The sequence below is a fragment of the Sphingomonas sp. SP4 genome, assembly GCF_058313375.1.
Genome location: NZ_JBZFLE010000001.1, coordinates 1,244,321 through 1,271,319, shown reverse-complemented (window position 1 = coordinate 1,271,319; position 26,999 = coordinate 1,244,321). Strand labels below are relative to the sequence as shown.

27 protein-coding genes and 2 tRNA genes are annotated in these 26,999 nt (G+C 61.6%); 16 read left to right on the top strand and 13 right to left on the bottom strand.

The window, feature by feature from the left end:
• Nucleotides 1–19 precede the first annotated feature (19 nt).
• The 5 genes from cls to purM all read right to left on the bottom strand — a co-directional run bounded on the left by cls (nucleotide 20) and on the right by purM (nucleotide 3,962).
• Nucleotides 20–1,393, bottom strand: coding sequence for a cardiolipin synthase (gene cls / locus AC4GYV_RS06445; RefSeq protein ID WP_491100399.1), 1,374 nt, complete (start codon nucleotides 1,391–1,393; stop codon nucleotides 20–22).
• A 71-nt stretch (nucleotides 1,394–1,464) separates the two neighbouring features.
• Nucleotides 1,465–1,968, bottom strand: a complete 504-nt coding sequence (locus AC4GYV_RS06440; RefSeq protein ID WP_491099828.1) for a hypothetical protein — start codon at nucleotides 1,966–1,968, stop codon at nucleotides 1,465–1,467.
• Nucleotides 1,965–2,321, bottom strand: coding sequence for an MmcQ/YjbR family DNA-binding protein (locus AC4GYV_RS06435; protein WP_491099827.1), 357 nt, complete (start codon nucleotides 2,319–2,321; stop codon nucleotides 1,965–1,967). Before AC4GYV_RS06435 ends, AC4GYV_RS06440 begins: the two co-directional genes overlap by 4 nt.
• Nucleotides 2,318–2,878, bottom strand: coding sequence for a phosphoribosylglycinamide formyltransferase (gene purN, locus AC4GYV_RS06430; protein WP_491099826.1), 561 nt, complete (start codon nucleotides 2,876–2,878; stop codon nucleotides 2,318–2,320). The genes AC4GYV_RS06435 and purN overlap by 4 nt, the downstream gene beginning before the upstream one ends.
• Nucleotides 2,871–3,962 (bottom strand): phosphoribosylformylglycinamidine cyclo-ligase, encoded by a 1,092-nt coding sequence (gene purM, locus AC4GYV_RS06425; RefSeq protein WP_491099825.1) that lies wholly within the window; start codon nucleotides 3,960–3,962, stop codon nucleotides 2,871–2,873. The genes purN and purM overlap by 8 nt, the downstream gene beginning before the upstream one ends.
• 65 nt (nucleotides 3,963–4,027) lie before the next feature.
• Between purM and AC4GYV_RS06420 the strand changes: the two genes are divergently transcribed.
• Both AC4GYV_RS06420 and AC4GYV_RS06415 read left to right on the top strand, forming a co-directional pair.
• Nucleotides 4,028–5,341, top strand: coding sequence for a heavy-metal-associated domain-containing protein (locus AC4GYV_RS06420; RefSeq protein WP_491099824.1), 1,314 nt, complete (start codon nucleotides 4,028–4,030; stop codon nucleotides 5,339–5,341).
• Nucleotides 5,341–5,964, top strand: coding sequence for a P-loop NTPase family protein (locus AC4GYV_RS06415; protein ID WP_491099823.1), 624 nt, complete (start codon nucleotides 5,341–5,343; stop codon nucleotides 5,962–5,964). The genes AC4GYV_RS06420 and AC4GYV_RS06415 overlap by 1 nt, the downstream gene beginning before the upstream one ends.
• Here AC4GYV_RS06415 and AC4GYV_RS06410 read toward each other — a convergent pair.
• Nucleotides 5,961–6,236: an I78 family peptidase inhibitor gene (locus AC4GYV_RS06410; RefSeq protein WP_491099822.1), complete on the bottom strand. Its 276-nt coding sequence runs from the start codon at nucleotides 6,234–6,236 to the stop codon at nucleotides 5,961–5,963. The genes AC4GYV_RS06415 and AC4GYV_RS06410 overlap by 4 nt on opposite strands.
• On the bottom strand, nucleotides 6,229–7,416 hold the full coding sequence (rnd, locus tag AC4GYV_RS06405; RefSeq protein WP_491099821.1) for a ribonuclease D: 1,188 nt from the start codon (nucleotides 7,414–7,416) through the stop codon (nucleotides 6,229–6,231). The genes AC4GYV_RS06410 and rnd overlap by 8 nt, the downstream gene beginning before the upstream one ends.
• Nucleotides 7,417–7,525: 109 nt before the next feature.
• Here rnd and aspS point away from each other — a divergent pair, with 109 nt between their 5' ends.
• Both aspS and AC4GYV_RS06395 read left to right on the top strand, forming a co-directional pair.
• Entirely contained in the window at nucleotides 7,526–9,301 is a 1,776-nt protein-coding gene (aspS, locus tag AC4GYV_RS06400) for an aspartate--tRNA ligase (protein ID WP_491099820.1), read from the top strand.
• A gap of 31 nt (nucleotides 9,302–9,332) precedes the next feature.
• Nucleotides 9,333–10,121: a polyphosphate kinase 2 family protein gene (locus AC4GYV_RS06395; RefSeq protein WP_491099819.1), complete on the top strand. Its 789-nt coding sequence runs from the start codon at nucleotides 9,333–9,335 to the stop codon at nucleotides 10,119–10,121.
• Here the strand turns inward: AC4GYV_RS06395 and greB are convergent.
• Nucleotides 10,118–10,600, bottom strand: a complete 483-nt coding sequence (gene greB / locus AC4GYV_RS06390) for a transcription elongation factor GreB (protein ID WP_491099818.1) — start codon at nucleotides 10,598–10,600, stop codon at nucleotides 10,118–10,120. The genes AC4GYV_RS06395 and greB overlap by 4 nt on opposite strands.
• 11 nt (nucleotides 10,601–10,611) lie before the next feature.
• Nucleotides 10,612–12,579: a lytic transglycosylase domain-containing protein gene (locus AC4GYV_RS06385; RefSeq protein ID WP_491099817.1), complete on the bottom strand. Its 1,968-nt coding sequence runs from the start codon at nucleotides 12,577–12,579 to the stop codon at nucleotides 10,612–10,614.
• Between the two features lie 81 nt (nucleotides 12,580–12,660).
• On the opposite strand from AC4GYV_RS06385, the gene dapA reads away from it, so the two are divergent.
• The 7 genes from dapA (at nucleotide 12,661) to clpX (ending at nucleotide 19,670) form a co-directional block, all read left to right on the top strand.
• Complete coding sequence (gene dapA, locus AC4GYV_RS06380) at nucleotides 12,661–13,536, top strand: 4-hydroxy-tetrahydrodipicolinate synthase (RefSeq protein WP_491099816.1); 876 nt, start codon at nucleotides 12,661–12,663, stop codon at nucleotides 13,534–13,536.
• A gap of 5 nt (nucleotides 13,537–13,541) precedes the next feature.
• On the top strand, nucleotides 13,542–14,024 hold the full coding sequence (gene smpB / locus AC4GYV_RS06375; RefSeq protein WP_491099815.1) for an SsrA-binding protein SmpB: 483 nt from the start codon (nucleotides 13,542–13,544) through the stop codon (nucleotides 14,022–14,024).
• A complete protein-coding gene (locus tag AC4GYV_RS06370) occupies nucleotides 14,017–14,580 on the top strand; it encodes a DUF2062 domain-containing protein (protein WP_491099814.1) in 564 nt (187 codons plus the stop codon). Before smpB ends, AC4GYV_RS06370 begins: the two co-directional genes overlap by 8 nt.
• 49 nt (nucleotides 14,581–14,629) lie before the next feature.
• A complete protein-coding gene (locus AC4GYV_RS06365; protein WP_491099813.1) occupies nucleotides 14,630–17,014 on the top strand; it encodes a hybrid sensor histidine kinase/response regulator in 2,385 nt (794 codons plus the stop codon).
• A gap of 57 nt (nucleotides 17,015–17,071) precedes the next feature.
• On the top strand, nucleotides 17,072–17,428 hold the full coding sequence (locus AC4GYV_RS06360; RefSeq protein WP_491099812.1) for a response regulator: 357 nt from the start codon (nucleotides 17,072–17,074) through the stop codon (nucleotides 17,426–17,428).
• A gap of 25 nt (nucleotides 17,429–17,453) precedes the next feature.
• A complete protein-coding gene (locus AC4GYV_RS06355) occupies nucleotides 17,454–18,197 on the top strand; it encodes an alpha/beta hydrolase (protein WP_491099811.1) in 744 nt (247 codons plus the stop codon).
• Nucleotides 18,198–18,401: 204 nt separating this feature from the next.
• Nucleotides 18,402–19,670, top strand: coding sequence for an ATP-dependent Clp protease ATP-binding subunit ClpX (clpX, locus tag AC4GYV_RS06350; RefSeq protein ID WP_491099810.1), 1,269 nt, complete (start codon nucleotides 18,402–18,404; stop codon nucleotides 19,668–19,670).
• A gap of 144 nt (nucleotides 19,671–19,814) precedes the next feature.
• Here the strand turns inward: clpX and AC4GYV_RS06345 are convergent, their stop codons facing one another.
• Together AC4GYV_RS06345 and AC4GYV_RS06340 are read right to left on the bottom strand one after the other, a co-directional pair.
• A complete protein-coding gene (locus tag AC4GYV_RS06345) occupies nucleotides 19,815–21,248 on the bottom strand; it encodes a L,D-transpeptidase family protein (RefSeq protein ID WP_491099809.1) in 1,434 nt (477 codons plus the stop codon).
• 69 nt (nucleotides 21,249–21,317) lie between these two features.
• On the bottom strand, nucleotides 21,318–21,530 hold the full coding sequence (locus AC4GYV_RS06340; protein WP_491099808.1) for a hypothetical protein: 213 nt from the start codon (nucleotides 21,528–21,530) through the stop codon (nucleotides 21,318–21,320).
• A 91-nt stretch (nucleotides 21,531–21,621) separates the two neighbouring features.
• On the opposite strand from AC4GYV_RS06340, the gene lon reads away from it, so the two are divergent.
• The 3 genes from lon to AC4GYV_RS06325 all read left to right on the top strand — a co-directional run bounded on the left by lon (nucleotide 21,622) and on the right by AC4GYV_RS06325 (nucleotide 24,507).
• The gene (lon, locus tag AC4GYV_RS06335; RefSeq protein ID WP_491099807.1) at nucleotides 21,622–24,021 is read left to right on the top strand and encodes an endopeptidase La; all 2,400 of its coding nucleotides are present in this window, start codon (nucleotides 21,622–21,624) and stop codon (nucleotides 24,019–24,021) included.
• 83 nt (nucleotides 24,022–24,104) lie between these two features.
• Entirely contained in the window at nucleotides 24,105–24,377 is a 273-nt protein-coding gene (locus AC4GYV_RS06330; RefSeq protein WP_249832029.1) for an HU family DNA-binding protein, read from the top strand.
• Between the two features lie 55 nt (nucleotides 24,378–24,432).
• Nucleotides 24,433–24,507, top strand: a tRNA-Val gene (locus AC4GYV_RS06325).
• Between the two features lie 22 nt (nucleotides 24,508–24,529).
• Here the strand turns inward: AC4GYV_RS06325 and AC4GYV_RS06320 are convergent.
• Nucleotides 24,530–25,240 (bottom strand): Crp/Fnr family transcriptional regulator, encoded by a 711-nt coding sequence (locus tag AC4GYV_RS06320; protein ID WP_491099806.1) that lies wholly within the window; start codon nucleotides 25,238–25,240, stop codon nucleotides 24,530–24,532.
• An 82-nt stretch (nucleotides 25,241–25,322) separates the two neighbouring features.
• Entirely contained in the window at nucleotides 25,323–25,751 is a 429-nt protein-coding gene (locus AC4GYV_RS06315; RefSeq protein ID WP_491099805.1) for an HIT family protein, read from the bottom strand.
• Nucleotides 25,752–25,837: 86 nt separating this feature from the next.
• Between AC4GYV_RS06315 and AC4GYV_RS06310 the strand changes: the two genes are divergently transcribed.
• Nucleotides 25,838–25,914: transfer RNA gene (locus tag AC4GYV_RS06310), tRNA-His, on the top strand.
• Between the two features lie 32 nt (nucleotides 25,915–25,946).
• Complete coding sequence (locus AC4GYV_RS06305) at nucleotides 25,947–26,996, top strand: Glu/Leu/Phe/Val family dehydrogenase (protein WP_491099804.1); 1,050 nt, start codon at nucleotides 25,947–25,949, stop codon at nucleotides 26,994–26,996.
• The last annotated feature ends 3 nt before the right edge of the window (nucleotides 26,997–26,999 follow it).

Below are 26,999 nucleotides of genomic sequence, written 5' to 3'. Positions count from 1 at the left end.
TCCTGCCAATGCACAAACCTTACAATACGGGGCTCATCGTCGCGAGCAGGTTCTGCCAGAGCCGCTTTGCGACACCGTAGTTCGCGACCTCTTCCGCGGTGACGGGGTCGGAGTCGGCCAGATATTCGGCTTGCCGATCCCGCACGGCAGCAGCGAAGGCGCGGTCGGCGAACAGGATATTGTTCTCGAAATTGAGTTCGAAGCTCCGGCGGTCGAGATTGGCGCTGCCGACCAGGGCAACTGCGCGATCGACGACCATGGTTTTGGCGTGGAGCAACCCTCGCCGATACTCATAGACCTCGATGCCAGCCTTCAACATGTCGTCGTAGTAGCTTCGGCAGGTCGCTCCGACGACGCGGCTGTCGCATCGCTTCGGGAAGGTCATGATCGTTTTCACGCCCCGCCGTGCGGCTGAGGTCAGCGCAAACAGCAATTGCTCGTCTGGGACGAAATAGGGCGTGGTCACCACCAATTCGCTACGGGCGGCGTGGATCAGCTCCGAGAAGCAGGCGGGCATGGCATCGAAGCTGAGTGTCGGACCTGTACCGATCACCTGCGCGATGATGGTGCCTTTTGTACGTTGAGGTGCGGATGCATCGGACAGCAGGCCGCTGATGTCTTCTCCGCCTTCAGCCAGCCAATCCGAAACGAACAGGAACTGGCAGTGCTGGGCGACAGGACCTTCCCACCGGGTCATGATGTCGACCCAAGGCGCGTAGTGCGGCTTAATGCGGAACTCGGGATCGGCCATATTCTGGCTTCCGCACCAGGCTATACGGTTGTCGACGACCATCAGCTTCCGGTGATTCCGAAGGTCGACGCGGCCCCGGATCAGCGTCCAGAGCGGATTACCAACGGGCAAGGCGACCCGCACGTGACATCCGGCATCGCGCATTTCGCTCCAGGCCGATGATCGAATGAGTAGCCGCGAGCCGAGCGCGTCTGCGAGCACCCGAACGTCGACGCCACGACCAGCAGCCCGGACGCAGGCGTCCTTGATCTTCAGTCCATTGTGATCGCCGAGCCAGATGTACGTGCAGATGTGAACGTGCCGCTCCGCAGCGTCGATATCGACGACCATCTCATCAATCGCGACATTGCTGTCGGCGGCGACGCGGGCGCTGTTTCCGCTCGTTGGGTTGAGGTGATTGATGCTTCGAGCGAGTGCGAAAGGCGCTTCCTGCGGGCTGGCCTCAAGCTGATCTAGGCAGGACTCGTCGCCTCGGGGACGGGGCAGCTGGGCGTCGATGTCGCTGCCTCGCGACCTCCGCCGGCCGCTAATCCTCACCTCGCCGAGCATCAGATAGGCGAGCATTCCCAGGATCGGCAGGGCGATGATTACGATGATCCACGCGAGCCGCGAGGCTGGTTCGCGGTGCGGACGAGTTAACACGCGAAACAAAAACCCCGCCTCGACCAAGATCAGAAGGATCTCGGCCCAGCTCGAGAGGTGCAGGGAAAGTGTCAGCCTCTGCTCAATCCGGTCAGGTGGAGCGAGCGCCCGCCGAACAGGCCGCCGCCCTCCCATCTGTAGCGAAGCACGTAATTTCCGCCGCCGTGCCGATCCTTGCCCATTTCGACGTAGCGCGCGTCAATCCGAACCGGAACGCTGTGAGTGACGTCCTTAGGCTCCTTCTCACGACCTTTCAGTGCGCTTTCGACGTCGCTTGCGGCGAGCGATCCGTCGCTGCCCACCTCGATTGGAGGTGAGCCCTTGATCGTGACCGTGAGCGACTGAAGGGCGTGGCTTGATTCGACCGGCGAGATCGTAAGCTGACGACCATCGCTGCCGGCATTGCCGCGCAGGGTCAGCGGGATAGACTGGCGTTGCTCAACGATCCTCGTGGTCTTGTCTTCGTTGCTGCTCTTCCATGCGATCCACACGCCGACGGCCGAGACGATCAGCGCGGCGAGCGCGATGAGCTCTCCGAGGTTGATCAGGCGGCGCCGGGTCTGTTGATCGGTCATCGACCGCCAGCTTCCAGCAAGCGGCGCGGAGCCGCAAGCTCCCAGCTCTCGGCGATGCGATCCTCGACGTGGGCCCAATCGACCTTGTCGCCGGCGAGATTGATGGAGACCCAACTCGGCAGATACGCCGGCTTCGAATAGGTGTCGGGGTCAGCCTCGAGCAGCATTGCCTGTTCGTCGAGGCTGCTGACCCTGACGCAAACCACTGTCTTGCCGTCGCCGTGATGATTGTTGCGGAACTGCGCGAACTGCTTGCCTGCGACGAAGAAGGTGGGCTGCCCGTGCGAAACTCTCTCTTCAGTTTCCGGAAGCTCCAGCGCAGCGGCGCGGACTCGGTCGAGGATCTCGCTCATCGCTGCACGAACTCGCTGAGGATCTTTGGGTATAGCTCATGTTCCGCGGCGAGCACGCGCTGCTCAAGGCTCATCGCGGTATCTCCAGCTTCGATGGGTACTTCGGCCTGGCCGAGAACTTCGCCCGCATCCAGCTCCTCAGTGACGATATGAACGGAGCAGCCGCTGATGGCGTCCCCGGCTTCGATCGCCCGCGCATGGGTATCGAGGCCGCGATAGTTGGGGAGGAGGGATGGGTGGATATTCACGATGCGACCTGCCCAATGGTTCACGAACCAAGGGGATAGAATGCGCATGAAGCCAGCCAGAGCAACAGTCCCTACGTCATGTTCTTCCAGTGCGGCGCTGAGGATTCGATCGAACGCTTCCTTGCCGACGCCTTTGCTTTCCTCAGCCCAGGTTCGAAGTCCCCAATTCCTCGCCCATGCGAGGCCCGCCGCATCAGGCTTGTTCGACGCGATCAGCGCGACCTCATAATTTGCCGCCTTCTCAACGAGCGATCGCATGTTGCTGCCTCGCCCGGAGATCACGATGCCTACACGCTTCGGGTCACGCATTGTGCGTCGTGGACCAATCCTCGGCTGAATTCCATGTCCCGGCGGTCCCGCTGACGGTGCAGCCGCGCGGTCCAGCCTCGACCCGGCCGATCTCGAAGACCGTTTCGCCGGCGCTTTCAAGACGCCTCGTGACGTTACTTACAAGGTCGGCGTCGACGATCACGGCCATTCCGATCCCGCAGTTGAACGTGCGGGCCATCTCCGCGGGAGCGATTCGGCCACCCTCCTGAAGAAGCGAGAAGATGGCGGGCAGCTCCCAGCGACGAGCATCTACGAAGGCATGGCAGTTCTTCGGCAGAACCCTCGGAATATTCTCGAGAAGTCCTCCGCCGGTGATGTGCGCCAAACCCTTGATTTGCCGTTCCTGCACTAGGGGAAGCAGCGCGCGGACATAGATCCGCGTGGGCTCCAGCAACGCGTCGCCGAGTTGCTGTCCGCCTACAGCGGGCAAGCTCTCTGCGAGATTCCAGCCCTCCTGCTCGATGATCCGGCGCACCAGCGAGAAGCCGTTGCTGTGAACGCCTGAACTGGCGAGACCGAGAATGACGTCACCGGGGGCAATCTCCGCTCCGGTCAGAACCCGATCACGTTGGACCGCCCCAACACAGAAACCGGCGAGGTCATAGTCGCCTTCGCTATACATGCCCGGCATTTCCGCCGTTTCGCCGCCGATCAGCGCGCAGCCGGCGATACGGCAGCCTTCGGCAATCGACGCGACAACTTCCGCGGCCACTTTGTTGTCGAGCTTCCCGGTTGCGTAATAGTCGAGGAAAAAAAGTGGCTCAGCACCCTGGACGACCAGGTCATTCGCACACATTGCGACGAGGTCGATGCCGACGCCATCGTGGCGGCCCACATCGATAGCCAGCTTCAACTTGGTCCCGACGCCGTCATTGGCAGCGACCAACAGCGGATCAGAGTAGCCGGCGGCCTTCAGATCGAAGACGCCGCCGAATCCGCCGAGTTCGGCATCGGCACCCGGGCGGGCAGTCGAGCGGGCGAGCGGGCCGATGTTTTTCACCAGCGCATTTCCGGCCTCAATGGAGACGCCGGCATCGGCATAAGTGAGGGGCTTCTGGCTCATTGTTGACGGGCCGTAGAGACAAGCCGCTTGGATTTCCACGCCGTTGTCGCCAAAAGACGCGGCGAATGTTCCGCCGTCGCTTCGTCGCCCCCTTCATGTTGCTGCTTGCCGCCGTAGGAATCTCCGGCGTCATTTACGCGCAGCTCGAGAGCTCGGACCGTGGAATCCTGCCGATCGACAGTTCGGGAACGCTGGAGATCACGGGCATTCAGGTCGATGTGGGCGGCACGGACGCACAATCCGCGCGGTTCGCCGGCTGGCGACTCGCGCAGCGGCAGGGCTTCAAGGCGCTGTGGGCGAAAATGCACAACGCCCCGATCAACCAGGCGCCCAACCTGCCTGACGGGACGCTCGATCAGATCGTCAGCTCCATCAACGTAGAGCATGAGCAGATCGGGCCGAACCGGTACATCGCCACTCTCGGCGTGTTGTTCGACCGCGCGCGAGCAGCCGAATTTCTTGGCGTCGAGGGAGGCGAAGTTCAGCGCTCCGTTCCCATGCTCCTCATTCCAGTGCTGGTTTCGGGCGGCACGGCGACGACTGTCGAGCTGAAGAACGCCTGGCAGCGAGCTTGGGCGCAGTTCCGCACGTCGCAAAGCCCGATCGACTACGTCCGGGTGAGTGGCCTCGGTGCCGACCCCTTGATCGTCAACGCGGCCCAAACGAACCGCCCCGGTCGAGGATGGTGGCGCAACATCATCGATTCTTACGGTGCGGCCGATATCCTGGTCGCCGAGGTTCAGCTTCAGCGACTTTATCCGGGTGGTCCGGCCAGGGCCCGATTCATTGCCCGGCATGGACCGGACAATCAGATCGTCGGCGGCTTCACGCTGACCGCTGCGAACAGCGACCAAATCCCGGCGATGATGGCGCAAGGCGTTCAGCGCATGGACCAGGTCTTCGCTCAGGCCTTGACTGCCGGCGCGCTGTCGCGCGACCCGTCGCTGAACCAGCCAGCGCCTCCGCCGCTACCCGAGTTGCCGGTCGAAAAGCCCATAGTCCGAGCCCCGGTGAACAATGCCTTCCAGGTACAGGTCACCGGGCCCGACGTGACCGTCTACAATTTTGCCATGGCGCACCTGCGGACCCTGGCAGGCATCGTCTCGGCAACGCCGCAACAGATCAATCCGAAGGGCACGAGCTACATACTCGTATCCTACGCTGGAGGCATTGAGCAGCTCGCGTCTTCGTTGCGTGCTCGTGGGTGGATCGTCGAAACTGCGGGAACGGTGGTGAAAATCCGCTCTTCGTCGGACAAGCCACCGGCGCTCCCGCCACCACCTACAGCAGCGGCGCCCCCGCATCCTGCCGCAACTACGCCAACTCAACCGGCTACGCAGGCGCAGCCGCTGGCGAATCAAACGACGGCACCACCCTGATGAAGCAGGGGCCGGACCAGATCGCGCTTCCGCTCGACTGGCCCCAGACCGAGGGCGACGCGCGCTTCATCGTTTCCGCGGCCAACGAGGCGGCCTTCGACCATTTCCGCAAGTGGAGCATCTGGCCGGTCAAGGCGACAATCCTGACTGGGCCGCGCCGGTCGGGACGAACGTTGCTGGCCCGCAGCTTCGTTGAGCGAGTCGGAGGGCGACTGTTCGACGATGCGCAGCAGCGGAACGAGGAGGAGCTGTTCCACGCCTGGAACCAGGCTCAGGACACCGGACGGCCGCTGGTAATGATCGCGGATGAGGTCCCGCCTGCCTGGGCGCCGAAGCTTCCAGACCTCAAGACTCGACTTGCCGTCACGCCGGTGATTCGGATCGAGCACCCGGACGATGCGCTGTTCGCTGCTCTGATCCAGCTTCTATTTGCCGATCGCGGCCTGCACATTCCGGCTGAGGCGCTGCGGTTCATGACCGATCGGCTTCACCGCGATTATTGGACAGCCGAGCGGGCCGTCGAGGCGGTCGATCGATTCGCGATTTCGGAACGGGCTCGACTGAGCCTGCCGACGATTCGCCGGGCGCTGATGGAGGCAAGGATGATCGGCGAGGCGGCTTAGCCGCAGTCGATCTTCGCGACTTTGCCATCCTGCGTGAGAGTCACGGTCACCCGGTCCTCGCGAAAATCCATCGTCAGAGCGGAATTGGGCCATGCCCACCGAAGCGTTCTCGAATGCGTAGCCTTCATGATGGCAGCTCCGGTCTCGCTGTTTCCAGGCTGTCCGATGAAGGCCGCGGCGTCGGCGTTGCTGCACTTGGCGGCGACTTGCTCGGCTGGAGTGGTCGCGCACGCGGCGAGCAGGGCAGGGGCCAGCAGCACGAGCTTACGCATCGACCGTCTCCTCTTTCGCAACGCGGCTCATCTTGAGCTTGCCGTTTTCGATCGCAAAGGCGAGCCGCCCCTCTACCAGATCGAGAGCGTCTCTGCCGAACTGCTCGAACCGCCAGCCATTCAGGATGTTGAGGTTCTTGCGAACGCCTGCTGCAAGCGCCTCAAGGTCGTCTGAGCGCGCGATCAGCCTTGCGGCGACACCTGTCTCCTTGGCGCGAATCTTCAATAGGAGCTTGAGCAAGTCACTGACGAGCGCCGCGTCCTTGGTAAGCCCAGGCCGCTTCGGTTCGCGATCGGGCAGTTCCCCTTGGTCCATCGGTTTGGCGGCTTCGATGGCGGCGATCAGGCGAGCGCCGATATCATTTGTCTTCCAGCCGGCAGACAAACCGCGGATCCGTCCTAGATCGTCCTGCGCCTTCGGCGGATGGAGCACGATCTCGTTTAGCGTATCATCCTTGATGATCCGGCCGCGCGGCAGGTTTTTCGAACGAGCTTCTGTTTCCCGCCAGGCTGCGACTGCTTTCAGGCGTCCAAGGACCGCAGGGTTGCGGCTCGGCAGTTTCAGGCGCTTCCAAGCGTCCTCTGGCGGAAAAGCGAAGCTTGAGGCGTCGGCGAGTCGCTCCATTTCCTCATCGAGCCACGCTCCGCGACCGGTCTTCTTCAGCTTTTCGACCATGCGCGGGAAAACCGTCGCGAGGTGAGTCACGTCGGCGATCGCATAGTCGATCTGCCTTTTGTCGAGCGGGCGACGGCTCCAGTCGGTGAATCGCGCACCCTTGTCCAAGCTGTGCCCGAGTAGGCTCTCGATCAGGTTCGAATAGCCGATCTGCTCGCCATGCCCGAGTGCCATGGCGGCAATCTGCGTGTCGAACAGCGGATGGGGTACCTTGCCGGTGAGATTGTGGATAATCTCCAGATCCTGACCACCAGCGTGGAAGACCTTGAGGACCTCCTCGTTCGCAACGAACAGGTCGAGCAGAGGCTTGAGATCAATGCCCTCGGCCTTTGGGTCGATTGCCGCTGCTTCTTCGGTACTCGCGACCTGGATCAGGCAGAGGTCCGGCCAATAGGTATTTTCGCGCATGAACTCGGTGTCCACGGCGACGAATGGCTGGGCGGAGAGGCGGTCGACGAGAGCTTTGAGGTCGTCGGTCTTGGTAATCAGAGGATGGATACGCATGAGTCTGGCGCGGCTTTAGCGGCGGCCTCGCGGGTTGACAAAAATGTTTCAGCCCTTGAAGCGCGGCGCGCCTTTTTCACCGCATTTCCGCTTAGCGAGCCAACTGATCATGCACGCCTATCGCACTCATACCTGCGGCCAGCTCCGCGCTTCCGATGTCGGACAGACCGTCCGCCTGTCCGGCTGGATCCACCGCAAGCGCGATCATGGCCATCTGCTCTTCGTCGATTTGCGCGATCAATATGGCCTGACTCAGATCGTCGTCGATACTGATTCGCCAGCGTTCAAGGTGCTCGATCGTCTTCGGGTGGAGTCGGTGGTCACGATCGAAGGCGATGTCGTCGCTCGCTCGCCTGAGACGGTGAACCCCAATCTCGCCACGGGCGAGATCGAAGTCCGCGCACGTGAGGTGACGGTCCAGTCGACGGCCGCCGAGCTGCCGATGCCTGTCGCAGGTGAGCAGGATTATCCCGAGGAGATTCGGTTGAAGTACCGCTACCTCGACCTTCGTCGCGAGCAGGTCCACGCGAACATCATGCTGCGCTCGGCGGTGATCGCCTCGATCCGCCGCCGGATGATCGAACAGGGCTTTACCGAATTTCAGACGCCGATCCTGACCGCGAGCTCGCCTGAGGGCGCCCGCGATTATCTGGTCCCTAGTCGAGTTCACCCGGGAAAGTTCTACGCGCTTCCGCAGGCGCCGCAGATGTTCAAGCAGCTGCTGATGGTCGCGGGGTTCGATCGCTATTTCCAGATCGCACCCTGCTTCCGTGACGAAGACGCACGCGCCGATCGCTCGCCGGGCGAGTTCTACCAACTGGATTTCGAGATGAGCTTCGTCACGCAGGACGACGTGTTCAACGCCATCGAGCCGGTGCTTTCGGGCGTGTTCCAGGAATTCGCCAATGGTCGGACGGTGACGGGCGCAGGCGAATATCCTCGCATCCCCTATAAGGAAGCGCTGCTAAAATACGGAACTGACAAGCCTGACCTGCGCAACCCGCTGCTCATCACCGACGTGTCTGAGCATTTCAGAGGCTCGGGCTTCGGTCTGTTTGCGGGGCTAGTGGAGAAAGGCGCAGTTGTACGTGCCGTTCCAGCGCCGGGCACGGCTGAGAAGAGCCGCAAGTTCTTCGACGACATGAACGAGTGGGCGCGCAGCGAGGGTTTTGCCGGTCTCGGTTACGCCACACGCAAAGGCGGCGAATGGGGGGGGCCGATCGCCAAGAACCACGGCGAAGACGGTATGAACCGCATTGCCGAGGCGATGGGTCTCGGTCCCGATGACGGCATCTTCTTCGCCGCCGGCAAGGAAGAGGATGCGGCCAAGCTCGCTGGCCTTGCTCGCACGCGTGTAGGCGAGCAACTCGATCTCATCGAGCAGGGCTCGTTCCGCTTCTGCTGGATCGTCGACTTCCCGATGTTCGAGTTTAACGAAGAGCAGCAGAAGATCGACTTCAGCCATAATCCGTTCTCGATGCCGCAGGGCGGAATGGAAGCGCTGGAGCAGAAGGATCCGCTCGATATCCTCGCCTGGCAGTACGATATCGTCTGCAACGGCGTGGAGCTGAGCTCCGGCGCGATCCGGAATCACCGCCCGGACATCATGTACAAAGCGTTTGAAATCGCCGGCTATTCGAAGGAGGAAGTCGACACGAACTTCGCCGGCATGATCAATGCGTTCAAGTTTGGCGCTCCGCCGCACGGCGGTTCTGCACCCGGCATCGACCGCATCGTGATGCTACTCGCCGACGAGCCGAACATCCGTGAAGTCATCGTCTTCCCGATGAACCAGAGGGCGGAAGACCTGATGATGAATGCCCCGGCCGAAGTCATGCCGAAGCAGCTCAAGGAGCTCCACATCCGGGTCGTGCTTCCGGACTGAGGTCCCGGGGCGGGACAAAATCTGTGGATAAGTGAGAAGACGCTGGTCGCGCGGCGCGGCGGGCGCCGGTAGCTTTGCGTTCGTGCCCGAATGGCTAACCGAATGTGAGGGGCTCGACCCGGATTCGCCGCATGGCGCGATCGAGACGCTGCGCGAGCATCTGCGCGAGCTTCAGCTGCCGCAGATCGTTTACGGTCGTCGAGCAATCATCTTGTTTGAGGGGCCGGATGGGGCCGGGAAGAAGCATGCCCTGCGTCAGCTCGCGGCGGCTTTCGATCCCTGTCATTACAACGTTCATTCAATCGGTTACGACCGGCGCTTGGCATCAGAAGGTCACTGGCTAGCTCGCTTCTGGCGCGCGTTGCCTGGTTCGGGCGATACGGCAATCTTCTTTCGCAGCTGGTATCGGCGCGTTCTGGATGATCGCATTCTCGGGCGTACGGACGATGCCGCGCTGACTCGCGCATTCGACGAGATCAACGAGTTCGAGGCGCAGCAGCGAGACTACGGAACGTTGATCGTGAAGCTCTACTTCGACGTCCCTGCCGACGTGCAGGAACAGAGGTTGAATGCGCGGGCAGCCGACCCTTGGCACCGCGTAATTCGTGGCGAAGAGGGCGTCCGAGTGAGCGATCCAGCTTACGCCCGCGCGTTCGACGAACTGAAGCTGCATACGGATACCCGCTGGTCGCCGTGGCAGATCATCGACGGCAGCGATGAAGAAGAGGGTGCAGTCGCGGCTCTCGGTGCAATTGCCGCCGCTTGGCAGAAGGCCATGCCTTCCGAGCCGCCGCAGCTGATCCCGTCCCGCGCTGCCTAAGGGTAGCGGATCGCGATCACTTCGTAGCTCTTCTCACCGGCGGGTAGGCGAACGATCCGCTCATCACCCACTCGAGCGCCAATCAGCGCGCGCGCCAAAGGCGCGCTCCAGCCGATCCTTCCAGCAGATGCGTCGGTTTCGTCGTCGCCGACAATGGTCAGCTCCCTGCGATTGTCGTCTTCGTCAGCGAGTTCGACCGTCGCTCCGAAGCGTATCTGGTCACGAGCTTGCTGTTGCGCGGGATCGACGACCTTGGCTTGCTTCATGACCTTGGCGAGGAACGCCAAGCGCCGATCGATCTCGCGCAGACGCTTCTTGCCGTAGAGGTAGTCGGCATTCTCGGAACGATCGCCAAGCGATGCCGCCCAGGACACGACCTCTACAATCTTTGGGCGCTCAAGCCCGAACAGCTCATCATATTCGCTGCGAATCCGCGCGAAGCCTTCAGGCGTGATGTAGCGAGGCGGGGAATCGGGCATGTCGCCGCTTATCAACCCGGACGGCTTTTCCCCAGATAGCGGGACACGTGCATTGCGGTCTGCTGGGAGCCGCTGCCGCTGCGCATCGAATCATAAACCACGCTGTTTTCGATCACCCGCTGCACATAGGCCTTGGTCTCACTGTACGGGATCGCCTCGATCCACTTCAGCACGTCGACCTGCCCGCGCGGATCCCCATAGGCATTGATCCACTTGCGGACGTTGCCAGCGCCGGCATTGTAGCTGGCCACGGCGAGCGGAACGTTGCCATCCCAAGTATTCAGCATGCGGCGGAAGTAAGCTGAGCCCAGCATAACGTTGTAGTTCGGATCGCTGATCAGGCGGTAACTGTCGAAGCCGACCCCCATCTTGCCGGCCTGTTCGCGAGCCGTGCCGACCATCAGCTGCATCATCCCGCGGGCGCCGGCGTGGCTAACTGCATACGGATCGTAGGAGCTTTCCTGCCGCGCGATGCCGTGCGCCAGCGACCAAAGGTCCGGCGAGAGCGAGTTGCCGAGCGTCGGATAGGCTTGGCGGACGTAGAACATCGAGCCCTTCACCCGAGCCATGCGGGCGGTCCACACCGCGAGGTCGGGGCGGCGGATCTGCTCGCCAAGCTCAATTGCGAGGTTGCGCTCGGAATCGTTGTCCAGCGACTGGGCAAGGGCTTTGACGAACAAAGCCTGCTCATTCGAGCGCCCCTGCTGGCCGAGAATTCGAACAGCCTGAACAAGCGTCCGATTGTTGAATTGCGCGCGCAGGGCGGCCGTCGTCACATATTGCGGCACGGCCTGGGCAGGGGCCTGCACGCTACGTCCGAGCCGCTCGAGCGCCAATTGACCGTAGAACAGCTCCGGGTAAGCAGCGGCTTGCTGGAAATAACTGTTTGCCCCGGCGAACTTGCCCGCCGCCAACGAGGCGCGTCCTGCCCAATAGCTGCCCTTGGTCTGAACCTGCAGGGACTTACCGGCTCTGGCATAGCGATCGAACATCGACACCGCGTTGCCGGGCTGGTTCATCCGATCGAGCGCGACGCTCCCAGCAAGCCATGCCAGACTCGTATAATTGTCTCGTATATCCAGCGATTGATCGCTGACATTCGCACCAACTGGGAGGATGTCATCGAGCTGGGACGCGATCCGGTAGGCGGTCAGCCACTGCCGATCCTGAGCGGCATCGTTCGCGAGGATCAGCTGCATGTCGTAGAAGCGATCCGGATCCGCGGGCCGATAGGTGAAATTGTGAGGACGGGCGAAGAGGTCGCGCGCCGCGCTGTCATAACCGTTCGCGCGAAGGTAGCGCGCCCGATCCATCATCAGCCCGGCGTCTCGCGTCACGTTTGCGATCACGGCCCGGTAGCGAGCCTCCGCGTCCGGAGCGTTGGACTGCATTGCGACGCGAGCCGAAAACGCGGCTTGCCGGTCGAGGCTCGCTGTGCTGACGAACCGCGCCGCATCACTCGGCCGCTTGGCAAAGAGCAACGCGTCGGTCCGCGCATCCTGGTCGGCACGCGTGAAGCTGCCGCCGTAGCGGGCCCAGATATTCTGCTCATCGTAGGCGCCGAGATCGCCCGACGCCCATGCGTTGCGAGCGGCGGCCAGCGCTTCGACGGATCGGCCGCTCGTCGCATAAGCGTCGGTCAATCGCGCCCAACCGTTGCCGGTCTCTGGCTTATCATACTGGAAGAAGGCGATAACGGTCGTGGCATTCTCACCAGGGCGCATCGCGTTTTCCGCCCACAGCCGCATCTTGTTTTCGTCGGGCCAATCGCGGTTCGGGACCAGGAAGCGGGCATAATCAGCAAAGCTGTAGCCGCTGCTCTGGCGCAGCCGGCGCCAGTCGTTGAGTGAAGAACCTACCGTCGCCGTCGAAGCGTAAACCGGTGTCGCAGCCCTGGGCGCGGCATATTGCGCCGAGCTCGATGGAGCCAATGCCAACAGGACGGGCAGAATTACAGCAGCGCGCCACATGCTGGACATCTTGCAGTCCCCCTCCTTATCAGGCCGTGAATAACGCTCAGCCAGAATCCCCCAAGAACGCTGTCAAAGGAAGGTAAGTTCATGTTTTTCGGGTCGATCCCGGCGCTTGTGACTCCCTTTTCAAACGGCCGTGTCGCGGAAGACACATTCCGCGCTTTCGTCGAGTGGCAGATTGCGGAGGGAAGCAATGCACTAGTTCCCTGCGGGACAACGGGTGAAAGCGCCACGCTGAGCCGCGACGAGCATCGCGAGGTCATTGCTACTGCGGTTCAAGTTTCGAGCGGACGGGTGCCTGTGATTGCCGGATGCGGCAGCTACTCGACGGAGGCAGCGATCGAGATGGTGCGTGCGGCTGCCGACGTGGGTGCTGACGCTGCCTTGGTGGTCGTGCCCTATTACAACAAGCCTAGCCAGGCGGGCCTTGCTGCTCATTTCACCACCATCGCCGAGGCGTCACCGCTGCCAATCGTCGTCTACAACGTACCCTCACGGACGGTCGCGGACATCTCGGTCGAAACCCTGAAAGCGGTGGCGGAGCACCCGAGGATTGTCGCAATTAAGGACGCGACGGGGAACCTCGCTCGGGTGACGGCTCAGCGGCTCGCGTGCGGGGAAGACTTTTGCCAGCTCTCCGGCAACGATGACATGGCCCTCGGCTTCAATTCCATGGGCGGCGTGGGCTGCATCTCCGTGACTGCAAATGTCGCGCCACGCCTTTGCTCCGATTTCCAGAAGGCGATGCGCGAAGGGCGTTGGAACGAGGCGCTGAAGCTTCAGGACCAGCTTTATCCACTGCACGCCGCGCTTTTCACGGACTCTTCCCCTGGACCGACCAAATATGCGCTGACCCGGGTCAGAAATGACTTCCCGGCCGATCTGCGCTTGCCGCTCGTCGAGGCTTCGGATGCATCGAAACGTGCGGTGGAAGCTGCATTGGAGCATGCAGGTCTTATCTAAGCCCCATGGCCAAGCCGCTCCCGCAACCGTTCGACAAGCAGAAAGTCGTCGCCGAGAACCGGCGCGCGCGCTTCGACTATTTCGTCGAGGATCGGTACGAGGCTGGCATTCAATTGGCCGGTACGGAAGTGAAATCCCTTCGCTTCGGCGAGGGATCGATCGCAGAGAGCTATGCCACCCTCGAGGGCGAAGAAGTCTGGCTGATCAACAGCCATATTCCTGAGTACAGTCACGGCAATCGCCTCAACCACGAACCGCGGCGTCCGCGGAAGCTGCTGCTGAAGCAACGCGAGATCTCACGGCTGCAGGGTGCCGTGCAGCGTCAGGGGCTGACGCTCGTCCCACTTTCAATCTATTTTAACGCCAGTGGCCGAGCCAAGGTCGAACTGGCACTCGCCCGCGGCAAGAAGGCGCATGACAAGCGAGATACAATCAAGGAACGCGACTGGAAGCGGGAGCAGCAGCGGTTGCTGAGGCGCAATGCCTGATCAGGGCACGCCCGCTCGCTTCCATTGGCTGACCCGTCACGTTCCGCGGCGCGAGACGATCCACGAACATCGCCTGCTTCGGCCGTTCGCGCCGTGGCTGGGCGATCCCGCTCTGTGGCGGATGACCCGCAGGTCGGTTCCGCGCGGTGTGGCCCTCGGGCTCTTTATCGGCGTGATCATCCCCTTCATGCACACGGTGATCGCGGCGCTTTTCGCGATCCCGTTCCGAGCGAACATTGCGATTGCAGCGCTCGTGACGCTCGTGATCAATCCACTGACCATCCCGCCGCTCTACTATGCAGCCTATCGAATTGGCTCGTGGGAGCTTCATTACGACTCAACCATCGTGGACCCGGCGTCGGCCGCGCGTTTCTCCAGTGAGCTCAGCCGTCTCCTGTTTTGGATCCATCATGCTTCGGGGCCGATTGCGCTCGGAATACTTTCAATCGCGGCGGCTGCTGCGGTTGTAGGCTATTTCGGCGCATCGCTGGGATGGCGTTCTTGGCTCAAGGCTCGCCGGCGTCAGCGCAGGACCGCCCGAATTCACGCTGACTAAGACGCCATCTGGCGGGATGGCGAACAGCTGATAGGATGCGTCTCGTCGCATGTTGTACCAAGAGCTGCCCACGATAGAGGAGACCCGCCTGCACGGGTGGGCACGCTGGTTCGTCCCGGCTGTAATCGCCGGCGCCGGACTGACTGCGTCGGTCCTCCTCTTGGTGCTCGGCCAGCTCTGGTTCGCAGCGGCTGCGATATTCGCTGGATTGGCGACCGCAGCCTTTGTTTTTGTCCGGGAAACGCCGGGACCCGCGCCGCTCGAGACCTTGGTGGTCGGGCCGGACTATTCGCTAGTCGGTTCGGCCCTGGCCTTGAGCCGCGAGCCCACTGCGCTGACCTCAGACGAGGGTTCGCTGCTCATCGTGAATCCCGCCTACCGAGAGCGGTTCGGAGCAACGACTCCTCCGCTCGAACTCGGAGCCGATGAGCAGGCGGAGCAGGGACTGCACCTAGCCAAGTCGATGGCTTCGCGTGATGGGGCGGGGTGCGTCGCTGGGGTCACCACCATAGCCGGTCCGACGCCCGTCGAGGTCGAGCGAGTAGGAGGACGAGCGGATCTGCTGCTTTGGCGTTTCCCCGATCCTACGCCTGTCGATCCGCTGACCGGCGCCGTGCGCAACATCCAGGGGCCGACGGGCGACCGTCTCACCGGCGCCGGGGTGATGGCTGCCGTGGTGGACGGCAAAGGCCGGCTGCTGGCCGCGAACCGCCTTTTCCAGGAGCGTGCGCTCCGGTCGGACCAAATTCGCGGCACCGTGGCCTTCGGCGAACTCGTCGATGTCGGCGAGGATCATCGGATGCGGCTTATCACCGATGGCGAGGCCGGGCCGCCACTTCGTGCGGTACATGTTCCTGCCGACGCGGATGGCCACGGCGGTGAAGGGACCTTTCTGCTGTTCGATGAGGCCGAGGCATCGGGGGGCGGCCAAGGATCGAATCTCCAGGCCTTGCTCGACGTGCTTCCGATTGGCCTGGCCCTCGTTGATCGCGACGGCCGCTTCCTGACGATGAATGAGGCGTTCCGGCGCGCTGCAGGAGTCTCCGGGTCTACGCTCCCGGTTTATCCGGGCGATCTTGTCGTAAAGGAAGACAAGGCCGCTGTGGCGGACGCCATCCGTCGCAACGCTCGTGGTCCCGCTATGACAGGCGACTTGGCCGTGCGTCTCGCACGCCAATCTGGCGAACCGGTCGCACTCACTATCGCGGGGTTGAGGGGTCTAGGCGACGCGGCCGTCCTCCTGCTCCTGAAGGACAATAGCGAGGAAGCGAAGCTCAAGCGGCAGGTTGCGCAAGCCACCAAGATGCAGGTCGTCGGCCAGCTAGCCGGTGGCGTCGCGCACGACTTCAACAACATCTTGACCGCGATCATCGGCCACTGCGACCTAATGCTGATGCGCCACACGCCGGGCGACAGCGATTACGACGATATCCAGCAGATCAAATCGAACTCGAACCGTGCGGCAGGTCTGACGCGGCAACTGCTCGCCTTTTCCCGTCAGCAGACCCTTCGGCCGCAGGTCCTTCAGATCCCCGACGTCGTGTCAGAGGTTTCGCACCTTCTTAAGCGGCTGCTTGGTGAGACTGTCGAGCTGGTCGTGAAGCACGGCCGTAATCTTGGAGCGGTTCGCGCGGATCCTGGTCAGCTCGAACAGGTCATCGTCAATCTGGCGGTGAATGCCCGTGACGCCATGCAGTCGAAGGGTGGGGGGACCCTCACCATCCAGACCTATTCGGTCAAGGCCGACCAGGTCGCGGAGCTCGGTTCCGACATCTTGCCGATCGCCGACTATAGCGCGCTCTCGGTCACGGACACCGGCCACGGCATCCCTCCGAGCGTTCTCGGAAAGATCTTCGAGCCGTTCTTCACCACCAAGGAGGTGGGCAAGGGCACAGGTCTCGGTCTCTCAACTGTCTACGGCATTGTGAAACAGTCGGGCGGCTTCATCTTCGCGGACTCACGCGTGGATGAGGGAACACGCTTCGTCATCTACCTACCCGTCCATCGGGAGGAAGTTGTTGCGACGAAGTCGCGAAAGGTCGAAAAGACCAAGGCGAATGAGCTTTGGGGCAGCGGAACGGTGCTCTTGGTGGAAGATGAGCCAATGGTCCGTAGCGTCGCCGAACGCTCTCTCACTCGTCACGGCTATGAGGTCATCACCGCCGACAACGGTGAAGAGGCTTTGGAAATACTCAATCGTGGCGAACCAATCGATTTGTTGATTAGCGACGTCGTGATGCCCGGCATGGATGGGCCCGCGATGGTACGCGAAGCCCGCAAAACACGCCCTGAGCTGAAGGTGCTCTTCATGTCCGGCTACGCGGAGGAGCAACTCAGAAAATCGATTGACATCGAAAACGTCAATTTCCTGCCCAAACCCTTCTCGGTCACCGAACTGGCAGAAGCCGCCCGGAACGCCGCTGGAGCCAAATGACACGATGGTGAATAAGCGCTTTGCGGTTTTCCGCAGTGCAGATTATGCCCCACGCATATGACCAGTGCGCGTTCGATCCTGATCGTCGAAGACGAACCTCTCATCGCAATGATGTTGGAGGACTTCCTCGATTCCCTCGGTCACAAGGTGCAGGGCACCTGTGACACCGTGCAATGCGCGCTCGAGGAAGTTGAAAAGGGCGGTTTCGACCTCGCCATCCTCGACGTGAACTTAAAAGGGGAGAATGTGTGGCCGGTCGCGACCAAGTTGCGCGAAAAGAACGTCCCCTTCGTCATTGCGACCGGCGGTCACGTCGATCCGCCGCCGCCCGAGTTCAACGATGCACCGGTGATCGAGAAGCCGTACACGGTCGATCGCGTCACGCCAGCCATCGAGGCCGCGCTGGAAGCTTAATCTCGAGTTCGCGGTTCTGACCGCGATGTTCGGATTTCAAACTCACCTTATCTTTCCGACGCACGCGGTGGCGGATGCAGGCCCGTTGCCGGCCGGTGCGGAAAAGCTGTCCCTCTCAACGCCGGACGGAGCCAAGCTTGCCGGTGTCTACATCCCGGCGGAGCATCGGGGTGCGGAACCGACATTGATCCTCGGCTTCGGTGGCAATGCCTGGAATGGGCAGGACGTCGCCGAATATCTTCACGACCTTTATCCGCATGCCGACATCGTCGCCTTTCACTATCGCGGCTATCGACCGTCGACCGGGGAACCATCCTCTGACGCGCTGATCTGCGATGCACCCCTGGTCTATGATCTGGCTGTAGAACGGGTGAAGCCGCGGCGGATCGTCGCCGTGGGCTTCAGCATTGGGAGCGGCGTGGCCGCATGCCTGGCGGAGAAGAGGCATCTCGATGGGCTTATCCTCGTCACCCCGTTCGATTCCCTGAAGGCGGTCGCCCAGTCGATGTACCCGTGGCTGCCGATTGGCCCCATCTTCGAGCACGAGATCGATGCTGCAGGCTCACTTGCGAAGGCAGAAGTGCCCGTTGCGATCGTGGCCGCGCAGCGCGACGAGATCGTTCCGACCAAGCGTACGGACGCGCTTCGAAAGGACTTGCGTCACCTCGTGTTCGACCAAACGATCCGTGGTGCAGGCCACAACGACATTTACGCGCGCTCAGATTTCCAGGAAGCCATGCACGAAGCGCTAGCCGCATTGGGGGCCTAGGCCGAAGTTGGGACAGAAGATGGTTACTTTGATCCCGACGGGGCCTTGCGAGGAACTGACCCCCCATCCATATTGTTGAGTTCAAAGGCGCAATTTTCCGGGCCGGGGCGGCGTTAACGAACCTGCAGAGTTGATTGTGCCACAAACTGGGGTAGCATGCCCCTTTAGAGGACGGCCGCTGGCGGCCGATTTGCAAGGACGGGAATGACCAAGCTTTCAGGCGGCGGCGACGGCAAGAGCACCCTCTACTGCTCCTTCTGCGGCAAGTCGCAGCACGAGGTCCGCAAGCTCATCGCAGGGCCGACAGTTTTCATCTGCGATGAGTGCGTCGAACTCTGCAACGACATCATCCGCGAAGAGTCGAAGTCGGCGCTGGTCAAGACGCGCGACGGCGTTCCGACGCCCTCGGAGATCTGCAAGGTCCTTGACGATTATGTGATCGGCCAGGACCGGGCTAAGCGTGTACTCTCGGTCGCGGTGCACAACCATTATAAGCGGCTCAACCACGGCTCCAAGGCGGGCAATGAGGTTGAGCTTGCCAAATCGAACATCCTCCTGATCGGCCCGACGGGTTGCGGCAAGACTCTGCTCGCGCAGACGCTGGCCCGAATCCTCGATGTGCCGTTCACCATGGCCGATGCGACGACGCTGACCGAAGCGGGGTACGTTGGCGAAGATGTCGAGAACATCATCCTGAAGCTGCTCCAGGCCTCTGACTATAATGTCGAGAAGGCGCAGCGCGGCATCGTCTACATCGACGAAATCGACAAGATCAGCCGCAAGTCGGACAATCCGTCCATCACGCGCGACGTGTCGGGCGAGGGCGTCCAGCAGGCGCTGCTCAAGCTCATGGAAGGCACGACCGCTTCGGTCCCGCCGCAGGGTGGTCGCAAGCATCCGCAGCAAGAATTCTTACAAGTCGACACGACGAACATCCTGTTCATCTGTGGCGGTGCGTTTGCGGGTCTTGAGAAGATCATTGCGGACCGCTTGCAAGGCAAGTCGATCGGTTTCGGCGCCCATGTGGCAGCTCCGGACGAGCGCAAGACCGGTCAGGTACTCAAGAATTGTGAGCCTGAGGACTTGCTCAAGTTCGGCCTGATCCCCGAGTTCATCGGACGTCTGCCGGTGATTGCGACGCTCGAGGATCTCGACGAGGCTGCCTTGGTCAAGATCCTGGTCGAGCCCAAGAACGCGCTGGTTAAGCAATATGCCAAGCTCTTCGACATGGAAGAGGTTGAGCTGGAGTTCACCGACGATGCTCTCCATTCGGTTGCGAAGAAAGCGATCGAGCGGAAGACGGGCGCTCGGGGCCTAAGGTCGATCCTAGAAGGCATCCTGCTCGACACGATGTTCGACCTGCCTTCAATGGATGGCGTCGACGAGGTGCACATCGACAAGGACGTCGTCGAAGGCCGCAAAGAGCCGGTCCGCGTCTATGCCGCCAAGGATAAGGCGGACGACGCCGCCTAAACGGGCGTCCTCAGAAAATTCCGGGAATGAAGGCGGGGACCTCGCGCGCGTAACGCGCGTGGTCTTCGCCGAACTGCGCCCGAAGTAGCTTTTTTCCTGTACGCCGACGCATGGTGATGATCAGCTGCCTCAACACAGCCGGACCTATTGCCCGCCGCGCACCGCCGCCATCAGCTGCGAACCGTAGCGCTCCATCAAATGCGCGTCCCGGCCGTAGTGATCCTCAAGGAATTGCACGCCATCGGCCGTGGGCTGCACCGTCAGATACGTCATGTAGACCGGCACCGGTTGCGGCAGGTTGACCTCTTTCTCGACCTTCGGATCGTCGCCCTGCGGGATGTGTCCATCGAACAGGAAGCGGGCGACGCGTTTGTAGTCCTCAAGGCGCACACAGCCGTTGCTAAACCACAGCTCATTTTTGGTGAAGTGATCGCGCTCCGGCGAATCGTGCAAATAGATGCCGAAAAAGTTCGGCAGCATGAATTTCATCGCGCCCATCGAGTTGGCGGGGCTGGGGAGACGGCGAAGGCTCACGTCGACGCGACCATCGACGACACCTTGCCAATCCACGTCACGCGGATCGATCTCCTTGGCGTCCTGTCCGTAGCTAGTAAGGACCTGATACTCTCGGTCAGTCAGATAGCTGATGCCCTGGGTGACGACGCGCGGACCGATGAGGTTCCTCACCAGCTCGGGCGGAACGTTCCAATAGGGGTTCACGCTCGCGTATCTGATGTAGGCGGCCATCATCGGCGTCGCCGTTTCGGCCTTGCCCACGACGACCTTCATGCTGTCGACCTTGCGGCCGTTTTCCCAAAGCGAAAGGCGCGCAGATCCCGCATCCACCACGAGGTATTTCGATTGTTCTTGCGGCGCAGGGAGGCGCTTCGCGCGCTCCATGTTGATGATGATCAGCTGTTCATAATAAGCCGGACCACGGTTCAACGCTTCGACCGTGCCGGCACCGGCGATGCCGTCGGCCTTGATCGCGTGAACCGACTGAAACTCCTTCACTCGCGCAGCGACTGATGCGTCGAACTTATCGCCAGCCGGAAGGCCGAGGCGCTGGCGAAGCGCCGATACGCGCTCGCCGGTGGAACCTGTCTTCAGTGCAGGTCCAGCTGGGATCTGCACGTCGGGAAGATTGCCCCAATTCTGTTGATACCGCACCAGCCCACGGCGCAGGTCCGTGTAAATCGGATTGACCGGCATGAAGAGGTCGACCGGAGCGCCGCTCCATGCCGCGGAAGTCATGCTGGCGAAGGGGCCCTGATCCTGAACGGCATGAGGCACGAGTTCCTGATCGATATAGATCATATCGACGCCCTGCTCGATGGCAGGGGGCAGATCGACTGGCTCAAGAGCGGCGGATCTATCGCTACGGGCCGCGGGCGATTGCCACGACTGAGTTACGGTTGCTTGCGGCACTTGCGGCCGCATCATCCATGGCTCCGCTACAGGCGCGCGCGGGGGAGGTGGCGGCGGCACGGGGCCGGGCACAGGCCAATTGCCTCCATATTGCGCGAACGCGTTGGCAGGCAGGCTCAGAGCACTGAGGGCGATCAAGGCATGGCGCATAGTCACGCCGCTTAAGATACGCAGGAAAACTGAACCGTTACAGAATCTTCCGGGCAATTCTGCCGCGATTCATTCACCTTCTAGCGGAAGTGTGTCCCTTTCACCTCGCTTTGCCCCAAGTTTTTCAGCGGCTTGCTCGATTTCTTCATCGGTCGGCGCCTCGGGAAGCTCTTCACCGGGCGCCAGCGCTTCGTCCGGAATGCCCGGGCCGGTGCCTGCGATCGTTTCGTTGAGAGGCCGGTCGTTTGGGCCCGTGCTGATCTTTTCTCTGTCGTCTGCCATGTCGCGTCTCCTCAAGTTTAGAGCGAGCGATTCATGTGGATTGTTCCGCCCCTTTGTTGCGTGAGGGAGGGGGTCCGCCCATATACCAGCAATGACTCGATCTCTTCCCATTCTTCCGCTTCGCGACATTGTGGTTTTCCCGCACCGGATCGTTCCTCTCTTCGTAGGACGTGAAAAGTCGGTTGCGGCGCTGGAAGCAGCCATGGCGACGGACAAAGAGCTGTTTCTCGTCGCGCAGCTGGATCCGGGTGAGGACGATCCTGATCGCGACGCGATGTACGACCTGGGGGTCATCGCGACTGCGATGCAGCTGCTAAAACTTCCGGACGGAACCGTCCGCGTGCTGGTCGAGGGCGTGAAGCGTGCTCGTCTTGTCAATCTAGAGACCCGCGAAGGCTATGTGGCGGCGGAAGTCGAAGAGGTTGACGAGGAGGATTCCGCCGGACCTGAGGCTCAGGCCCTCATGCGGTCGGTCATCGAGCAGTTCGAGAATTACGCGAAGCTCAACAAACGACTTCCCGCCGAGACGGGAATCCAGCTTGGAGAGATCGAGGATCCGTCAGCGCTGGCGGACGCGGTTGCTTCCAACCTTTCGATCAAGGTTGCGGACAAGCAGGCCCTTCTGGGCGAGCTCAATCCCTCGCGCCGGCTCGAGATGGTTTTCGCCTTCATGGAGGGCGAGCTCGGCGTACTTCAGGTCGAGAAGAAGATCCGCAGCCGCGTGAAGCGGCAGATGGAGAAGACGCAGCGCGAATATTATCTGAACGAGCAGCTCAAGGCGATCCAGCGCGAGCTGGGCAATGAGAGCGAAGAGGGCGGCGACGAGCTGCAGGAACTCGCCGAGAAAATCCGCAAGACGCGCCTTTCCAAGGAAGCGCGTACACGCGCGAATGCCGAGCTGAAGAAGCTGCGCGCAATGGCGCCAATGTCTGCGGAAGCAACAGTCGCCCGCAACTATCTCGACGTCCTGCTTGGCCTGCCATGGGGGAAGAAGTCGAAGCTTAAGAAGGACATCGCGGAGGCGCAGAACGTCCTCGATGAGGACCATTACGGCCTCGACAAGGTCAAGGAACGGATCGTCGAATATCTGGCAGTCCAGGCACGGACCAACAAGCTGAAGGGGCCGATCCTATGCTTGGTAGGGCCTCCGGGCGTGGGCAAGACCTCGCTCGGCCGCTCGATCGCACGTGCGACCGGACGTGAGTTCGTGCGTCAGTCGCTCGGCGGCGTCCGCGACGAGGCCGAGATCCGCGGTCACCGCAGGACCTACATCGGTTCGCTGCCCGGTAAGATCATTTCGAACATCAAGAAGGCGGGGACATCGAACCCGCTCTTCCTGCTGGATGAGATCGATAAGCTTGGGCAGGACTTCCGTGGCGATCCCTCATCGGCCTTGCTTGAGGTCTTGGACCCGGAACAGAACAACAAGTTCCAGGACCATTATCTCGAGCTCGATTACGACCTCAGCGACGTGATGTTCGTCACCACGGCGAACTCTCTCGACATGCCGCAGCCGTTGCTCGACCGCATGGAGATCATTCGCCTTGAAGGCTACACCGAGGACGAGAAGGTCCAGATTGCCAAGCGCCACCTCATCCCGAAGCAGATGGATGCGCACGGCCTGAAGGCCGACGAGCTTGTCTTCACGGACGAGGCGCTTCGCGTTGTCATTCGGCATTACACGCGCGAAGCGGGCGTTCGGACGCTCGAACGGGAGCTGGCCAAGGTTGCACGCAAGTCGCTTCGTCAGATCCTCGAGAGCAAGGCCGCGAAGGTCGAGCTGACGCCGGACAACGTCGATGAGTTCCTCGGCGTACGCAAATTCCGTTATGGAATGGGCGAGGAAGAGGACCAGATCGGAGCGGTCACCGGTCTCGCCTGGACTGAAGTCGGCGGCGAGTTGCTTACGATCGAAGCAGTTACGGTACCGGGCAAGGGCCAGATCAAGACCACCGGCAAGCTCGGTGAGGTGATGCAGGAGTCGATTCAGGCTGCGATGAGCTTCGTGAAGGCTCGGGCGCCGGCCTATGGCGTGAAACCTTCGATCTTCGCTCGCAAGGACATCCACGTGCACTTGCCGGAAGGCGCGGTGCCGAAGGATGGTCCGTCCGCCGGCATCGGCATGGTCACAGCGATGATCTCGACTCTGAGCGGTGTCGCTGTTCGTCGCGACGTTGCGATGACCGGTGAGGTCACGCTTCGTGGACGCGTCCTCCCGATAGGTGGTCTGAAGGAGAAGCTCCTCGCGGCACTTCGCGGGGGGATCGGCACTGTTCTCATTCCGGCTGAGAATGAAAAGGATCTCGCCGAAATCCCCTCGTCGGTGAAGGAAGGACTGGACATCGTTCCGGTTTCGCACGTCGACGAAGTGCTCGCACGTGCCTTGGTCGAACCTCTGCAGCCCATCGAGTGGACCGACGACGACGAGCATGCTGCGGAGCCGCCAGTGTCCACAACTGGTGCAGAGTCCGGAGTCACCGTCCGTCACTAGCCTTTGACTCGGACGGTGAGTCTTGCCTTAACTTGGCTACTCATGTGCGCGAGTCTTGCAGCCGTGAGGGGAGAGCTGGGCCGATGAACAAGCAGGAATTGATTGGCCACGTCGCGGATCGTGCTGGCTTGAACCGCAACGATGCGATGCGGGCAGTCGAAACGATGCTCGAAGTCATCACCTCGACGCTCAAGCGCGGTGATGAAGTCAGGCTTGTCGGTTTTGGCAATTTCTCGGTGACCCGCCGCAAGGCATCGACCGGGCGCAACCCGCGCACCGGCGAACCGATGCAGATCAAGGCGAGCTCGCAGCCTAAATTCAGGCCGGGCAAGGTCCTCAAGGACGCCGTTCAGTAACAAGCTGGACAGCCGCGGCTGCGGCACTATATCCGCGCAACTCCCGCGGGATAGCGGGCGCGTAGCTCAGCGGTAGAGCACACCCTTCACACGGGTGGGGTCACAGGTTCAATCCCTGTCGCGCCCACCACGCCTCGCCGGGGGCGTGGACTTCAGACTTCGAGATAGCTCGGTTGAAAACTCGCCACGCGGCGCATCTCGTCCCAATCGTTGAATACGATCTCGCGGCCTTTGCGGCGGATCAGGCCCTGGCGTTCCATGTCGGCCAGCACGCGATTGACGTTCACCGAAGTTTGCCCGGTGATCTCCGCGATCTGCTGCTGGGTAAACGGATTGACCATCTTGCCGTCATCGACGTGCATCCGAACGGCAGTCTCGCACAACAAATGAGCAACGCGAGCCGTCGAGTCTCGGCGTCCGCAATTGACCAGCCATTCGTAGCTGATCGCCTCGTTCCGCTGGATCAGCCGGCGGAAGAAGCGCTGCATCTCCGGGTGAGCGTCAAGGATCGGATCGAAGTCTTCGTCCTTGCCGACCAGCACTTCGCTGCGGACGATTGCCTGAAGCCCGTATTCCGCTACGCCGTCTCTGGGAAGGATGCCTTCGCCTGGAAATCGCAGTGCGACGATCTGGCGACGGCCTGAGTTATCCGTCTTGAACTTCGAGAGAATTCCGGAGCGAACGAACATTACTTCGTTGCGCGCGATACCGGGCTCCCGAAACGGACGGCGCGGCTCGACCACCACCGCACGGTGAGGCATTTGAGCCAGTAGATCAGCCTGCTCTTCCGGAAGCCCCGCAGAGATCAAGGTCTCTCGGAGCGATACGCCCGGCCTAGTAGACTGAGAGCGGCGAGTCGCCATTTCTCAAATCTCCGTGCCGCGGGGCGGCTTCCCGACGCCTGCGCAGGCGAGGCACTTATAACATATGCTATAGCATCCGGCGTTACTTAAATTGCGCCCGCAGCTCTGTGGTCAAATGGGCGATTTGTGACGCATCCAGGTGCACTGCACTCGCGAGTTGGGGCGGACCCGGCCAACCCGCGTCAGCAAACTCGATGCCGTTCCAATCGCGCTCTTCGGAGTAGCGGGGAATCACGTGAAAGTGGACGTTCGGGTCCACCATCATCAGCATCAGATAGTTGATGCGCTCGTAGCGGCTGAAATTCGCGAGCACTTTTTCGATCGCAACTACTGCGTCAGCCTGTTCTGCGAACGCCTCACGTGGGAGTTGGTGGTAAGCAGTGGCATCGCTCTTGGCTGCCAGAACTAGCGACCCCAGTGTGACCTGCGCTGGCCTCAATAGGATCAGCCAGTGATCAAATTCCCGCAACAATGTCGCGGGATAGCCGAATTTCTCGATGGTTGGATTCATCGCAGCCGTCGCTCACCTTGCGTTCCACCGCAGCGCCCCTTAAGTGGCCCGCGCGGCGAAGGGAACCGCTCCCAAGACGCAACGTGGCGATCGTAGCTCAGCTGGTTAGAGCATCGGTTTGTGGTACCGAGGGTCGGGGGTTCAAGTCCCCTCGATCGCCCCATTCACCTTCTTGAACCGGACATCACAGAAACGATGACTACGCCTTGGGGCTTGCCCGATTTCGACGCGCACGAAGAAGTGCATTTCGTGGATGACGAGAAGTGCGGGCTGAAGGCAATCATCGCCGTTCACTCGACGCACCTTGGCCCGGCGGGAGGCGGGGCTCGTTTCTGGCATTATGCGAAGGACGAGGAGGCGCTGGTCGATGCGCTGCGCCTGTCCCGCGGCATGAGCTATAAGAATGCGATGGCCGGGTTGCCGCTCGGCGGCGGCAAGTCGGTTATCCTCGCTGACGCCAATCGCACCAAGACGCCCGACATGCTCCACGCATTCGGCAAGGCGGTCGACCGGCTCGGCGGCAATTACGTCACGGCCGAAGACGTCGGCATCAACGTTGCCGACATGGTCGAGATTGCGCGCTCGACGAAGTTCGTCGCTGGACTTCCCAATTCCGTAGGCGACGTTGGCGGTGATCCGGGACCTCACACGTCGCTTGGCGTGTTTCTCGGCATCAAGGCAGCGGTGAAGCGCGCGCTCGGCAAGGACAGCCTTAACGGTCTCCACATTGCAATGCAGGGCGCCGGCAGCGTCGCCACTGGTGTCGCGCTGCACGCTTGTGCCGAAGGTGCGAAGCTCACCATCGCCGACGTCGATCAGGCGAAGGCCCAAAAGCTTGCTTCAGCGACAAACGGGACCGTGGTTTCACCCGAAGAGATCCTCGGATTGGAGGCGGACGTCGTCAGCCCCAACGCTCTCGGCGCGATTCTTACCGAACAGTCGATCGCTGCTCTTAAGACCCCGATCGTTGCGGGCGGCGCGAACAACCAGCTCGCAACGCCACAGGATGGGCCGCGACTTCACCAGCGCGGCATCCTTTATGCGCCGGACTACGTCATTAACGCCGGTGGCATCATCAACGTCTGCACCGAATATCTTGGCGACGGCGATGCGAGCCTTGTGCGCCAGCGAATCGAGGGCATTCCGGTGCGGCTGGAGCAGGTCTGGGCCGAGAGCGCGAGCAGCGGTCGCGATCCTGCCTCCGTTGCCGATGCTATGGCGCAGCGCCTGATCGGAAGGGCATAAGCG